The organism is Flavobacterium channae (genome assembly GCF_021172165.1).
In the GTDB taxonomy this organism is placed as follows: domain Bacteria; phylum Bacteroidota; class Bacteroidia; order Flavobacteriales; family Flavobacteriaceae; genus Flavobacterium; species Flavobacterium channae.
Map to the genome: position 1 here is coordinate 1,541,496 of NZ_CP089096.1, position 13,757 is coordinate 1,555,252.

At 30.0% G+C, this 13,757-nt stretch carries 15 protein-coding genes; 9 read left to right on the plus strand and 6 right to left on the minus strand.

Features of this window, described 5'->3' with window-relative positions; genetic code table 11:
- Nucleotides 1-8: 8 nt before the first annotated feature.
- Nucleotides 9-191 carry a CAL67264 family membrane protein gene (locus LOS89_RS07100; protein WP_133606598.1) on the minus strand — a complete coding sequence of 61 codons (183 nt, stop codon included), beginning with the start codon at nt 189-191 and terminating at the stop codon, nt 9-11.
- A 79-nt stretch (nt 192-270) separates the two neighbouring features.
- Nucleotides 271-1,275, minus strand: a complete 1,005-nt coding sequence (gene holA, locus LOS89_RS07105) for a DNA polymerase III subunit delta (RefSeq protein WP_231834594.1) — start codon at nt 1,273-1,275, stop codon at nt 271-273.
- 63 nt (nt 1,276-1,338) lie between these two features.
- Here holA and LOS89_RS07110 point away from each other — a divergent pair, with 63 nt between their 5' ends.
- From LOS89_RS07110 to LOS89_RS07135, 6 genes are all read left to right on the plus strand, one after another.
- On the plus strand, nt 1,339-1,785 hold the full coding sequence (locus LOS89_RS07110) for a type I restriction enzyme HsdR N-terminal domain-containing protein (protein ID WP_231834595.1): 447 nt from the start codon (nt 1,339-1,341) through the stop codon (nt 1,783-1,785).
- A 2-nt stretch (nt 1,786-1,787) separates the two neighbouring features.
- Nucleotides 1,788-2,177: a hypothetical protein gene (locus LOS89_RS07115; RefSeq protein WP_231834596.1), complete on the plus strand. Its 390-nt coding sequence runs from the start codon at nt 1,788-1,790 to the stop codon at nt 2,175-2,177.
- Nucleotides 2,178-2,181: 4 nt separating this feature from the next.
- Nucleotides 2,182-3,177: a glycosyltransferase family 2 protein gene (locus LOS89_RS07120; protein ID WP_231834597.1), complete on the plus strand. Its 996-nt coding sequence runs from the start codon at nt 2,182-2,184 to the stop codon at nt 3,175-3,177.
- Between the two features lie 69 nt (nt 3,178-3,246).
- Nucleotides 3,247-4,083, plus strand: a complete 837-nt coding sequence (locus LOS89_RS07125; protein ID WP_231834598.1) for an OmpA/MotB family protein — start codon at nt 3,247-3,249, stop codon at nt 4,081-4,083.
- A 270-nt stretch (nt 4,084-4,353) separates the two neighbouring features.
- On the plus strand, nt 4,354-4,842 hold the full coding sequence (locus LOS89_RS07130; protein ID WP_231834599.1) for a T9SS type A sorting domain-containing protein: 489 nt from the start codon (nt 4,354-4,356) through the stop codon (nt 4,840-4,842).
- A 4-nt stretch (nt 4,843-4,846) separates the two neighbouring features.
- Nucleotides 4,847-6,184: a DUF8740 domain-containing protein gene (locus LOS89_RS07135; RefSeq protein WP_231834600.1), complete on the plus strand. Its 1,338-nt coding sequence runs from the start codon at nt 4,847-4,849 to the stop codon at nt 6,182-6,184.
- Nucleotides 6,185-6,239: 55 nt separating this feature from the next.
- Here the strand turns inward: LOS89_RS07135 and LOS89_RS07140 are convergent, their stop codons facing one another.
- The 3 genes from LOS89_RS07140 to LOS89_RS07150 form a co-directional block, all read right to left on the minus strand.
- On the minus strand, nt 6,240-6,860 hold the full coding sequence (locus LOS89_RS07140; RefSeq protein WP_231834601.1) for an L-threonylcarbamoyladenylate synthase: 621 nt from the start codon (nt 6,858-6,860) through the stop codon (nt 6,240-6,242).
- Between the two features lie 79 nt (nt 6,861-6,939).
- On the minus strand, nt 6,940-7,227 hold the full coding sequence (locus tag LOS89_RS07145) for a GIY-YIG nuclease family protein (RefSeq protein WP_231834602.1): 288 nt from the start codon (nt 7,225-7,227) through the stop codon (nt 6,940-6,942).
- 57 nt (nt 7,228-7,284) lie between these two features.
- Nucleotides 7,285-9,612 carry an ATP-dependent helicase gene (locus LOS89_RS07150; protein ID WP_231837049.1) on the minus strand — a complete coding sequence of 776 codons (2,328 nt, stop codon included), beginning with the start codon at nt 9,610-9,612 and terminating at the stop codon, nt 7,285-7,287.
- Between the two features lie 170 nt (nt 9,613-9,782).
- On the opposite strand from LOS89_RS07150, the gene LOS89_RS07155 reads away from it, so the two are divergent.
- On the plus strand, nt 9,783-10,307 hold the full coding sequence (locus tag LOS89_RS07155) for a DUF7935 family protein (protein WP_231834603.1): 525 nt from the start codon (nt 9,783-9,785) through the stop codon (nt 10,305-10,307).
- 33 nt (nt 10,308-10,340) lie between these two features.
- On the opposite strand, the gene LOS89_RS07160 is transcribed toward LOS89_RS07155, so the two are convergent.
- Entirely contained in the window at nt 10,341-12,395 is a 2,055-nt protein-coding gene (locus LOS89_RS07160) for a M1 family metallopeptidase (protein WP_231834604.1), read from the minus strand.
- A gap of 75 nt (nt 12,396-12,470) precedes the next feature.
- On the opposite strand from LOS89_RS07160, the gene LOS89_RS07165 reads away from it, so the two are divergent.
- Both LOS89_RS07165 and LOS89_RS07170 read left to right on the plus strand, forming a co-directional pair.
- The gene (locus LOS89_RS07165) at nt 12,471-13,199 is read left to right on the plus strand and encodes a Dph6-related ATP pyrophosphatase (protein ID WP_231834605.1); all 729 of its coding nucleotides are present in this window, start codon (nt 12,471-12,473) and stop codon (nt 13,197-13,199) included.
- Between the two features lie 120 nt (nt 13,200-13,319).
- Nucleotides 13,320-13,742: a hypothetical protein gene (locus LOS89_RS07170; RefSeq protein WP_231834606.1), complete on the plus strand. Its 423-nt coding sequence runs from the start codon at nt 13,320-13,322 to the stop codon at nt 13,740-13,742.
- Nucleotides 13,743-13,757 lie beyond the last annotated feature (15 nt).

Sequence of the window (13,757 nt, forward strand, 5' to 3'; positions counted from 1 at the left end):
TTGTTTTTTTATACTCTACCTTTTAAAGCATTAAAAACCCAAGCAATGGCAAAGAAACCAACACCAACTGCTGCAAATCCCCATCCGGCAACATCTGCATAACGGTAAATTCCTAAACCTATTAAAAGTAACCCCATTAAAATCATAATGAAAGTAGCCCAAGCCAATATTGTATTTTTATTCATTCCCATAATCTAAGTATTTTTAACTAAAGTTTTGTAAAATTTAGGACTGCGAAGGTACAAATTTTAAAACTTTTTATGCTTCGTATTAATTAAAAATCTTTATCAACATTTCCTTTAATAAATCATGCTGTGAAATTGAAGCTGCACCAACTCCTTTACTTTTCAAATCAATTTCTCTTAAACTTGCTACTATTGCACTTACTTTTTTCATTGGGTAATTTCTAAAAGCAACTTCATAATCCTTAATAAAATAAGGACTTACTTTTAAAACTTTAGCAGCGTTAAACTGTGATTTATCTTTTAAACCATGATATTGAAGCAATTGAGAAAAGAATCCAAATACTAATCCTGTAGTAATTACTAACGGATTGTCTTTTGGATTTTGCGAAAAATGGTCAATAATTTTATACGCTTTCAATTGGTCTTTTTCACCAATAGCTTTTCGTAATTCGAAATTATTATAATCTTTGCTAAAACCAATATTCTCTTCTATGTCTTTTGGAGTATAAGTGTGGCCTTTTGGTAAAATAATTTTAAGTTTATCCAACTCATTACTTATTTTAGACAAATCGGTTCCTAAAAATTCAACTAAAATAGCAGCAGCTTTTGGTTCAATATTATAACCTTGACCAGATAAAACACGTTTAATCCAATCGCCAACCTGATTTTCATATAATTTTTTACTCTCAAAAACTACACCTGTTTTTTCAAGAATTTTGGTTACTTTTTTACGCTTATCTAAAGTCTTGTATTTGTATGCAAAAACCAAAACGGTTGTAGGTTGTGGATTATCTGCATAAGCTTCTAACTTTTCAATATGACGAGATAACTCCTGTGCTTCTCTAACAACCACTACTTGACGGTCTGCCATCATTGGAAAACGTTTAGCATTTCCTACAACATCTTCGATAGTAACATCTCTACCATACAAAATAGTCTGATTAAAATCGCGCTCATGTTCTTGTAAAACATTTTCCTCAATAAATTCTGTTAACTTATCAATATAATAAGGCTCATCACCCATAAAAAAGTAAATGGGTTTAATATTTCCGGCTTTTATATCTTTTGTAATTTGAATTACTTCGTCCATTCTTTTAAGTATTCAGAGTTCAGTGGTAGTTGACAGTTAGCTTAAAATAACTATTTTTGCCTCATGCAAAATTTGAATTTTCCAAACTATTTCTTTCGGTTCAAAAATAGTGAAAATAAAGTGTCTATTTTTGATGAAATCAGAAAAAAATTTATTCTTCTTACTCCAGAAGAATGGGTGCGTCAGCATGTAGTTCAGTTTTTGTTACAAGATAAAAAATATCCAAAATCGTATATAAACGTTGAGAAATTAATTAAGATTAACGATTTAAGCAAACGATATGATGTTGTTGTTTTTCAACCTAATGGAGAGATATTTTTATTAATCGAATGTAAAGCTCCAGAAGTTCCAATATCCCAACAAACATTTGACCAAATTGCGCGTTATAATTTAGTTTTGAAAGCTAAATATTTAATGGTTACTAACGGACTAAATCATTATTTTTGCCAAATGGATTTTGAAAACGAAAAATATGTTTTCTTGAAAGAACTTCCTGAATATTCAATTTAATAATGGAAAAACGCGATTTAATACAAGCCGAAATTGAAAAATTAGGATTCTTTTTACAACGATTATTAGCCATTTTTTTAAAAGGAAATTCGGCAGGTAATTCAGTTGAAACATATGATTTAGTTACGAATGAATTTAAGAATGAATTGGATTTTGATTTACCTTTATTTGTTTCTCTCTCAAATGTTGAAATGAAAAAATATCTTTCAAATTTTAAATTTAACGAACAAAACTTGGAAAAATTAGCTGATTTGTTAGCTGAAATGAATTCTTCTAAAGCCTATTTAATAAGATCTTTTGAATTACTGAATTTGGCAGATGAACTTTCAAACTCCTTTTCATTTGAAAGAAATAGCAAAAAAATAAAAATTCAACAATTACTTAATCAATAATCACTTGAAAAAAATAGCAGTAGTCATATTAAATTGGAATGGTGCAAAATTGTTAGAACAATTTTTACCTTCGGTAGTTGCATTTTCAGATGAAGCCAATATTTATGTAGCCGATAATGCTTCAACTGATAGTTCAATTGAAGTCATTAAAACTCAATTTCCTTCAGTTAAGATAATTCAAAATACCGATAATTTTGGATTTGCAAAAGGATATAATGAAGCTTTAAAATATGTCGAAGAAGAACATTATGCTTTAGTAAATTCAGATATTGAAGTTACTGAAAATTGGCTTACTCCTATTTTAAATATATTTGAAAACGAACCTGAAACTGCAATTATTCAACCAAAATTACTGGATTTTAAAAAGAAAAACCATTTTGAATATGCTGGAGGAGCCGGTGGATTTATTGATAAGTTTGGTTATCCATTTTGTAGAGGTCGTATTTTTGATACCATTGAAGAAGACAAACATCAGTATGATGATGAAATCGAAATCTTTTGGGCTACTGGAGCATGTTTTTTTATTAGAAAAGATGTTTACCATCAATTAAAAGGTTTTGATGATGATTTCTTTGCGCATCAAGAAGAAATTGATTTGTGCTGGAGAGCTTTCAATAAAGGATTTAAAATAAAATACACACCAAAGTCTGTGGTTTATCATGTTGGTGGTGCTACTTTAAACGAAGGAAATCCAAGAAAAACCTTTTTGAATTTTAGAAATTCATTATTAATGTTGACTAAAAATCTTCCAAAGAATCAATTGTTTTCTATTATTTTTATTCGATTGTGTTTGGACGGATTAGCGGGAATTCAGTTTGTTTTGAAAGGAAAATTCAAACATTGTTTTGCTATTATTAAAGCTCATTTTGCTTTTTACAAGCTTGCTAATCAATATTATAAAAAACGAGAAACTATTCAGAAGCCAAATTATTTTAAATCAAAAAGTATCGTTTACAGTTACTTTGCCAAGAATGGCAAGGTCTTTGCAGATATTTTTTAACAATAGTTTAGGTTTAAAAAAGCTATTTTTTAACAATTTCCATTTAATTTTGTAAAAAAAAAGTAACGTATGAGAAGAGTAATGTTATTCGCCACAGTAGCTGCTATTTCATTAAGTTCATGTGTTTCAAAAAAGAAATACACCGAATTAGAAGCTAAAAACAAAGAAATTCAAGATTTATTAAACACTGCAACAGTAAAATTAAATACCTGTTTGACTGAAAGAGAAGCTTTGGCTCAACAAGTTGACTTCCTTAAGAAAAACAATACCGATTTAATTAACAATGTTGGTAATTTAACAACATTAACAACTAAAGGTGCTGAGAATCTTGAAAAATCTTTAGAAAGTTTAAAAGAAAAAGATTTAAAAATATCTCGTTTACAAGACGCTTTAACTAAAAAAGACAGTGTTACTTTAGCATTAGTTACAAGTTTAAAACGTGAAGTTGGAATCGACGATCCAGATATCAATATTAATATTGAAAAAGGAGTTGTAATGATTTCAATTGCTGATAATTTATTATTCAAATCAGGAAGTTACGAAGTTAGTGACAAAGCAAAAGGAGTTTTAGCTAAAGTAGCTAAAGTAATCAACAGTAAACCAGATTTTGAATGTATGGTAGAAGGTCACACAGATAATGTGCCAATTAAAAATGCTGTTTTATTAGACAACTGGGATTTATCGGTTAAAAGAGCGACTTCAATTGTTAGAGTTTTACAAAAAGACTTAGGAGTTAGTCCAAAACAATTAATTCCTGCTGGTAGAAGTTCTTATGTTCCTTTAGTGGATAACGATTCTCCAGCAAACAGAGCAAAAAACAGAAGAACTCGTATTATTATTATGCCTAAAATTGACCAATTCTACGATATGTTAGAAAAGGAAATGAAAAATTTAGAAGGAAAATAAATTTTCAAAAAATATAATAATATAAATATCAAAACACTTACTAAAGTTTAGTAAGTGTTTTTTTTATTCATTTGCTACGTGTTTAATTTTATACAAATTCATCACAAATGTAAATTTCGAACACATAAAATTAAAAAATAATCATTTTTTTTTATATTAATAAATAAAAAAACCAACCTTTTAACCTTTTTAATTGTTTTATAACGATAAAACCATTCGTAAACTAATTATTTTCATTAGATTTGAGAGAACTTAAAAAAATATAAAATTATGAAATGTAAAAAATTAATGTTTTATTTTTTGAGTGTTTATTTTATTGGTATAACCTTTATTGTAGCACAAAATTCGGTTAATGCTTCGGGAGGAAATCTTTCGGGAGCTAATGGATCAGTTTCTTATTCAGTTGGTCAAATGGTTTACACGACAAACTCAGGAACTAATGGATCTAATGCACAAGGTGTTCAACAACCTTATGAAATCTCCGAAGTATTATCTTCGATAGATTATTCAGAGTTAATTAGTGATTTGAAAATTTATCCAAATCCTTCCACTGATCATATTACAATAAACTTTATCAACTTAAATAATTTAAATCTTAGTCTTAAAATTATTGATATTAATGGGAAAGTTATAAAAAAAGAAGATTACTTACAAAACGAAACTACTATTGATGTTTCAAGCTATTCTTCAAATATCTATTTTCTCAATATAATGAATAAAGACAAATTAATCAAATCTTTTAAATTAATAAAAAAATAAAATTATGAAAAAATTATATACTCTTTTTGCATTCATATGCATTACCTATACAGCACAAGCTCAAACTCCAGAAATGATGAGTTATCAAGCAATAATTAGAGATGGTTCAGACGCGTTAATCATATCATCACCTGTGGGAATACAAGTGAGCATATTACAAGGCTCTTCAACAGGAACAGCAGTTTATGTTGAAACTCATTCAACAAGTACAAATGCAAATGGTTTAATAAGTATAGAAGTTGGAAATGGAAGTGTTGTATCTGGAAGTTTTTCTACAATCGATTGGTCAACTGGTTCGTATTTTATTTCGACTGATGTTGATCCTGCTGGTGGGACAAATTATACAATTAGTGGTTCAAGTCAACTATTGAGTGTTCCTTATGCATTATTTGCAAAAACTTCTGCTGGGGTTAATGGTCCACAATGGTCTACAAACGGCACAAATATTAATAATTCCAATACTGGAAGTGTAATAGTAGGTCCAAATGTTACTAATTCAAATTTAAATTTTGTAGTAACTAACAATACTAGTCCTAAAGCTGGTATAGGTAATCTTGGTGGTTTTAACAATGTAAATTCGGGAGAATTACTTTTTGTTGAAGATATTAATTATGCAGCAGGTGAATGTGGAATTAAATTTCAACATAATGGGGCTTTAAATAATTTATATTTAATTGGTGCTTGTTCAACTCCTGATACTCTTGCTAGATTCAATAGAAGTGGCTTTTCAAATTTAAGACAATTAAGACTTGGGCTTAATTACAATACTAATGCCTTAAATACTTTAAGTGTTGATGGAAATTCTGATTTTACAGGAAATGTAACAATTACTGGAGATTTAAATATAACGGGGAATATTGCTAAAGGAGGAGGAACTTTTAAGATTGATCATCCATTAGATCCAAAAAACAAATATTTAATTCACAGTTTTGTTGAATCACCTGAAATGTTGAATATATATTCTGGTAATGTTACAACAGATGAAAATGGTTATGCAACAGTTTTATTACCAAACTATTTTGAAGCCGCTAATAAAGATTTTAGATATCAATTAACTACCATTGGTACATTTGCTCAAGCTATAATTAGAGAAAAAATTTCAGACAATAAATTTATTATCCAAACAAATTCACCTAATGTAGAAGTGAGTTGGCAAATAACTGCTGTAAGAGCAGATAAATATGCTAATGAAAACAGAATTATCCCAGAGAAAGAAAAAGAATACAAAGGAACTTACTTACATCCAGAATTATATGGTCAAAGTAAAGAAAAATCTGAAAATTATGCTAAAAATAAATTAATTAGCTATCCAGATACTAATTCTAATGTTGATGGACAATAATATCTAAATAAACTATTTTTTGAAAGGACAATTTAATATTAAATTGTCCTTTTTTTTACAATATATCTAAACTTCCCTTACCCTCACGAACAACTTCTGGCTCATAACCTGTTAAATCTATAATGGTGGAAGCTACATTGTCTCCGTAACCGCCATCGATAACCAAATCGACTTTATTTTGCCATTTTTCGAAGATTAATTCTGGATCGGTAGAATATTCAATAACCTCATCTTCATCACGAATTGACGTTGAAACAATAGGATTTCCTAACATTTCCACAATCTGAAGCGCAATATTGTTATGAGGAACACGTATTCCAACAGTTTTCTTTTTTCTGAATTCTTTTGGCAAATCATTATTTCCTGGCAAAATAAAAGTGTAAGGACCAGGTAAAGCACGTTTTAGTATTTTGAAAGTAGAAGTATCAATTTGCTTTACATAATCAGATAAATTACTCAAACTCGAACAAACAAAAGAAAAATTCGCTTTTTCCAATTTAATGCCTTTGATTTTAGCTAATTTTTCAAGCGCACGAGAATTCGTTATATCACAACCCAATCCATAAACCGTATCAGTTGGATAAATGACTAATCCACCATCTTTTAATACATCTACTACTTTTTTAATAGCTGCTTCACTTGGCTTATCTTCGTATATTCTTATGAATTCTGACATGATTTATATGTTTTTTTCGTCAGCTCGAGTGATTTTTCGAAATAAAATGGAGAAAAATTGTATCGAGAGCAAATTAATCTTAAAACTTCTTTTTTGCTAAATTAGGTAACTTTTCAAACTCTTGATTAATTAGAGCTTCCTTTTTTAGACGTGACCATTTCTTAATCTTTTTTTCTGTTTCAATTGCGATATTAATATCTGTAAATTCACAATAGTAAACCAATTCAATTGGTCGCCTATTTGCTGTATAACATTCAGGATAAAAACCTATTTCATGCTGAAAAATCCTTTGAGTCAAATTACTTGTTACTCCAGTATAATAAGAATCGTCGGAACATTTTAATATGTAAACATATGATTGCTTCATACCTCTCGATACATTTTTATTCCGTTTCTCTTCATAAAAACACTCGAAGTGACGGATTTACCCAATTACTTCCAACTTTGCAAATCGCAACAACAATTTTTTCAATCCACCCACATCAAAGCGAATTTCAGCTTTTTTATCAGCTCCTACTCCTTCTATGTTTACGATTTGACCTTTTCCAAAACGTTCGTGCATTACGATATTTCCAACCGTTAAATTGGCATCAACCGAATTAGATCCTCCTGAATTACTAGAAACAGGTTTTAAACGTCTAATATTAGCTGTAGGACTTGGTTGGTCTTGTGTTAAATATTTTGGCGGTGTTCCAGCAGTTGGCTTTGATAAACGCAATTTTGATTTATCAATATCACCAAAAACATCAATATCCATAACTGGTTTGTATCGATAAACTGAATCAACAGGATTCAAATATTCCAAATACTGATCGTTAATTTCTTCTATAAAACGAGAAGGTTCACTATCTACTAGTTTACCCCAACGATAACGCGATTGCGCATAAGTCAAATACGCTTGATGTTCGGCACGTGTTAGTGCAACATAAAACAAACGACGCTCTTCTTCTAATTCGCTACGCGTGTTCAAACTCATAGCACTCGGAAACAAATCTTCTTCTAAACCAACAATAAACACATGTGGAAACTCTAATCCTTTCGCCAAGTGAATTGTCATTAGCGCTACTCTATCATCATCACCAGTATCTTTATCTAAATCGGTAGCTAAAGCAACGTCTTCTAAAAACTCTGCTAAAGCACCTCTTGCACCATCAATTTCCTTTTGCCCTTCTGTAAAATCTTTAATACCGTTTAATAATTCTTCGATATTTTCAATTTTAGCTATTCCTTCTGGAGTTCCATCTTTCTTAAGTTCTTGAACCAAACCTGTTTTCTTAGTAACATGATCCGTTAAGAAAAATGCATCTTGATTTTCATTAACAACCTGAAAGCTTTTAATCATAGTAACAAAGTCATGAATTTTAGTCTTTGTTCCTGAATTCAGTTTCAAATCAATTTTATCGATGTGCTCCATTACTTCAAAAATAGAACGCTTGTAATGATTTGCAGCAACCGTTAATTTCTCAACTGTTGTATCTCCAATTCCTCTAGCAGGATAATTAATTACACGTACTAAAGCTTCTTCATCTTTAGGATTAATAACCAATCGCAAATACGCTAAAACATCTTTAATCTCTTTACGCTGATAAAATGACAATCCACCATAAATACGATATGGAATATCGCGTTTACGCAAGGCATCTTCCATAGCACGCGATTGCGCATTCGTACGATACAAAATAGCAAATTGTCCGTTGAGCATTTGGTTTTGCATTTTTTGCTCAAAAATGGTTGCTGCTACAAAACGACCTTCTTCACTATCTGTTAAACTTCGATGGACTTTTATTTTCGGACCATCATCATTCGAAGTCCAAACAATTTTATCAAGTTTTGTTTTATTCTTATCTATTACATTATTTGCCGCTTCTACAATATTTTTAGAAGAACGATAATTTTGTTCCAAACGATACAATTGTACGTTTTCGTAATCTTTTTGGAAATTTAAAATATTATTGATGTTGGCACCACGGAAAGCATAAATACTTTGTGCATCATCTCCTACTACACAAATATTTTGGAATCTATCTGATAAAGCCCTTACAATTAGGTATTGCGAATGATTCGTATCTTGATACTCATCTACTAAAATGTATCGGAATCTGTCTTGATATTTGGCTAAAACATCTGGAAAAAGATTCAAAAGCTCGTTAGTTTTTAACAACAAATCATCAAAATCCATAGCTCCCGATTTAAAGCAACGCTCTACATATTGCTGATAAATCTCACCCATTCGAGGCTTTTTGCTCATGGCATCGGCTTCTTGCAATTCAGGATTATTAAAATAAGCTTTTACAGTGATTAATGAGTTTTTATAAGATGATATTCTACCCAAAATCTGTTTTGGCTTGTAGATATCTTTATCCAATTGCATTTCTTTTATAATAGCGCCAATCAATCGAACAGAATCCTGAGTATCATAAATGGTAAAATTTGAAGGGTAACCCAATTTATCCGCTTCATTTCTTAAGATTTTAGCAAAAACTGAGTGGAAAGTTCCCATCCAAAGGTTTTTAGCTTCGTTGTTCCCTACAATGTCTGCAATACGTTTTTTCATTTCACGTGCTGCTTTATTAGTAAAGGTTAAAGCTAAAATATTAAATGCGTCTACACCCTGACTCATTAAATTAGCTATACGAACTGTTAATACACGGGTTTTACCAGATCCTGCTCCTGCAATTACAATCATAGGTCCGTCTTTTTGCAAAACCGGAGCTTGTTGTGCTTCATTCAATTGGCTTATATATCGCTGCATTTTATCCATAAGGTGCATTTCTTTTTATCTAATTTACAAAAATACATTTTGAAATGGGTTAATACAAAAGAAGTTATCAACTCTTTTTAAGATAATACCAACAAAAGAAAATCTATTTGAATTTTAATAATTTTAATCTTAATTTGCGTAAAAATTAAACCAATTGAACTATGCCAATCGAAGATAAATTACTTGAAATTGCTGCTTATACGTTACCTGCAATTGTTACTGGTGGAGTAGCATTTGTAATGATGCAAAAATTTTACAGAAACGAAGAGAATAAGCGTAAATTTGAATTGTTAAGAGAAAATCAAAAGCAAGCATTACCAATACGTTTACAAGCGTATGAGCGTATGGTTTTATTTTTAGAGCGAATTAACCCTGCGCAACTCTTGTTACGTGTAGCACCAATTAGTCAATCAAAAGATGATTACGCTACCTTGTTAGTTCATCACATTCAAACAGAATATGAGCACAATTTAACACAACAAATATATTTAACTTCAGAAACTTGGGACATTGTGTTGAAAGCTAAAAATAGTACGGTACAAATTATTCGTAAAAATGCAGCTCGAGAAGACATTACAAATGCTGATAAATTAAGAGAAGCCATAATGATAGAAATGACTGAAAATGAAGCTCCAAGTACAATTGGAATTAGCTATCTGAAAGAAGAATTGAAAAGAGTTTTTTAAATACAAATCCCGAGTTGAAGCTCAGGATTTTTTTTATTTTTCGTTTAAGAACTTCCAATACAACTCTTTCATGGTTTCATCTGAAGTCGATGCTAATTTTTCAACTAGTGTTCTGTATTGTGGTTTTTTGAGTAATAAGCGAACATTATCTCTTCCAAACTTAGTGAACTGCCATTTGTGATGCACTGTTGCTTTAAACAATAACTCAATTACTTTTTCATCATTTGGATTTAGTTGCAATAACAATTCTAAAGCGTTTTGTCTAAGGGAACTTTCGTAGTTTTCAGAAGCAAAATTCAACAATTGATTATACGAATTAGCTTTCACTTGCTCCAGCAAATTTTCCGTATTCATTGCCAAAGCTAACCAAGTTAATCGGAAACTTTTATCATTATTTCCAACAATTTCTTTGGTTTGTTCTAAATAACGCAAACGCTCATCTGGAAAGTTTTTCCAAAGATTGGTTAATGCTATTTCTTTCGTTTGATAGGAATCATCCATTAATAATGATTCATATTGCGATTTAAATACCTCAGGAACTACAGGTGTAGATTCCGCAACGGCTCTTCTTACCAAAATATCATTTGTTGCTAAAGCAGTTTCTAAAATGACTTTTCGCTCTTCAAAAGGTATATTTCGCGTTTGATATACGATGTATTTTTTGATTGGATAATACGCATCTGATTTTAAAATTTCTGTTAATTCAGCTAATGATTTTTTACTTTTCTTTAAAGCAAAATAATCTTGAATGAATTTGTTTTTAGAAAGATATTTTTGAGCAATTTCTATTTCAAATCCAGACTTTTCTAACCAAACTTTTTTGAAATTTTCCACATCATAACCCGAAACTTCTTTTACAATTTTCAAGAAATCATTAGTATTAACGTTTTTGTATTGGTATTTCTTTAAGTATTTTTTAACCGCTTTTTGGAAATTCTTTGCACCAATGTCTTCACGCATCACATGTAATGCCCAAGCGCCTTTTTTGTAAAACGATAACGAACTCGCTTTTTCATTCATCACAGGAATCGTATCGGTTTTAGAAGCACGTTTTAATTGTTCAGCATAATCGTTTAATTCCTCATAGAAATAATCATCTCCAAATAAATGACGTTCCGCCAATAACGCATAATACGTAGCAAAACCTTCCTGCAACCAATGATGTTTCCCCGATTGCGCCGTAATCAAATCGCCAAACCATTGATGGGCTAATTCATGTGCGTTAACATTCACATAATTTCTATCATTAAACCCTATTTCATCAACCACAAAATCTTGTGCAAAAATCGTAGAAGTCGTATTCTCCATTCCTGCATATAAAAAATCACGCACCGGAACTTGTCGGTAAATACCCCAAGGATACTTCACTCCTATTTCTTGCTCCAAATAATCGAATAGTTCTTTAGAATAGCGATAGGTGGGTTCAAATTTAGAAACATCGTTTTTATCTAAGTAAAATTCTAACGGTGTACCAGATTTAGTTGTTGTCGTTTGTTTTTCGAAATTACCAATAGCCAACATTACGAGATAAGAAGACATTGGTTTTTGCATTTTATAATTCCAAGTAATTAAATTCCCTTTAGAATTGTATTGATTTGATACAAAAGTACCATTCGACATAACTACAAAATCATTTCTAAACTCAACCGACATATTAAAAATCACTTTTTCATTTACATCATCAAAACATGGTAACCAATGACTTGTATAGCGTCCTTGTCCTTGTGTCCAAATTTGTAAATTTTCATCTTGCCCTGTAAAATAAAGTGTTTGTTTTGGAGTTGCTGAATAACTAAAAGTTATTGTATTTTTTCCTTTTTTAAATCCTTCAAATAAATCTAATGTTTTTCCAGAGTTCTTGAATTTAACCGATTTCCCGTTTATTAAAACATCTGAAAATTCCATATTAATAGCATCAATTTTTATAGTATCGATACTTTTACAAACTTTAAACTCATAAGAAACATATCCGGATATAGAACGCGATTGCGTATTTGGAGTTACTTTGGCATTACAAACTAAAAAGTCAACTTTATTTGTTTGTTGACCGAATAAAACAAAGGAAAAAAATAAAAATAAATAGCGCATATATATTATTGTTTTAAACAAAAATACAAATCAATTTATAAGTTTTTCTTAAGTTTGTTGTTAAATAAAATTTCGTTGAAAAACAAAGCCCTTTTTAATTGGAGCAGCGGTAAAGATTCGGCTCTAGCACTTTACAAAACTCTTAAAAATAATGAATTTGAAATTGTGTCACTTTTAACTAGTGTTAGTGAGCAATATCAAAGAATTTCAATGCATGGTGTTCGTGTAGAATTATTAGAACAACAAGCAAAAAGCCTTCAACTTCCATTAACAAAAATGATGATTCCAGAAATGCCATCAATGGAAATTTATGAAGACGTAATGAAGAAAACATTAAATTCTTTCAAAGAAAATGGCGTCACTCATTCTATTTTTGGTGATATTTTTCTAGAAGATTTACGTTTATACCGAGAAAATAAATTAAAAGAAATTGGTTTTGAAGGTGTTTTTCCGCTTTGGAAAAAGGATACAAATGTATTAATAAATGAGTTTATCGATTTAGGTTTTAAAACTATTGTTACTTGTGTAAATGCAGAATTTTTAGATGAAAGTTTTGTAGGTCGAGTAATTAACAAACAATTTATCGAAGATTTACCAGATAATGTAGATGTTTGTGGTGAAAATGGTGAATTTCATACTTTTACTTTTGATGGTCCCATTTTTCAATTTCCAATCGAATTTTCGATAGGTGAAAAAGTGCATAGAAAATACGAAAAACCAAAGACCACAACAAATACAGCTTGCGATGTAGATAGTGATAAACCTAATTACGGATTTTGGTATATCGATTTAATTCCTAAATAAAATTTAAAAAATATCTTATCTTCGCAAGTAGAGTTCAAAGTTTGATTTATTATCATCTAATTTTGAAAGTTAAAACACATAAGTCATATAAGTTTTAAATTTTAATTTGAATTCTTAAGAATGAAAAAAGCTATAATTATCATTCTACTTTTAGGAATAAACTTATGTTATTCCCAAAATTCTAATGATATTAATTTTAGATTTATAAAAGGAATTATAGAAGATAATTTTGGTCCAGTTGCAGGTGCAAATATATTAGTCAAAGGAACCCCATATTATGTGACTACTGATTATGATGGAATTTTTTGTTTAGTTGTTCCCGTTGAAAAAAATATTTATATTGAGGTAAGTGCAATGTCAAGACCTGTCATAGTTAAAATACAACCTAAGAATAATAAAGTTAAAATTAATATCAACAAAAAAGTAAATAACAATAAAACCTATAAAAAGTTCATAAAAGAAAATGAAGAATACATTGCTTTTCTAAATGAATTTTATTCAAATCCTTCTATATTAGAAATAACAAATAACTGCGATAGATAACTGAATACTGTGACT

Coding starts and splice junctions, on each gene's coding strand:
- LOS89_RS07110 (WP_231834595.1), top strand. CDS start 1,339: ATGCAAAATTTGAATTTTCCAAACTATTTCTTTCGGTTCAAAAATAGT.
- holA (WP_231834594.1), bottom strand. CDS start 1,275: ATGGACGAAGTAATTCAAATTACAAAAGATATAAAAGCCGGAAATATT.
- LOS89_RS07150 (WP_231837049.1), bottom strand. CDS start 9,612: ATGCAGCGATATATAAGCCAATTGAATGAAGCACAACAAGCTCCGGTT.
- LOS89_RS07140 (WP_231834601.1), bottom strand. CDS start 6,860: ATGTCAGAATTCATAAGAATATACGAAGATAAGCCAAGTGAAGCAGCT.
- LOS89_RS07160 (WP_231834604.1), bottom strand. CDS start 12,395: ATGCGCTATTTATTTTTATTTTTTTCCTTTGTTTTATTCGGTCAACAA.
- LOS89_RS07145 (WP_231834602.1), bottom strand. CDS start 7,227: ATGAAGCAATCATATGTTTACATATTAAAATGTTCCGACGATTCTTAT.
- LOS89_RS07170 (WP_231834606.1), top strand. CDS start 13,320: ATGAAAAAAGCTATAATTATCATTCTACTTTTAGGAATAAACTTATGT.
- LOS89_RS07130 (WP_231834599.1), top strand. CDS start 4,354: ATGAAATGTAAAAAATTAATGTTTTATTTTTTGAGTGTTTATTTTATT.
- LOS89_RS07115 (WP_231834596.1), top strand. CDS start 1,788: ATGGAAAAACGCGATTTAATACAAGCCGAAATTGAAAAATTAGGATTC.
- LOS89_RS07135 (WP_231834600.1), top strand. CDS start 4,847: ATGAAAAAATTATATACTCTTTTTGCATTCATATGCATTACCTATACA.
- LOS89_RS07125 (WP_231834598.1), top strand. CDS start 3,247: ATGAGAAGAGTAATGTTATTCGCCACAGTAGCTGCTATTTCATTAAGT.
- LOS89_RS07155 (WP_231834603.1), top strand. CDS start 9,783: ATGCCAATCGAAGATAAATTACTTGAAATTGCTGCTTATACGTTACCT.
- LOS89_RS07100 (WP_133606598.1), bottom strand. CDS start 191: ATGGGAATGAATAAAAATACAATATTGGCTTGGGCTACTTTCATTATG.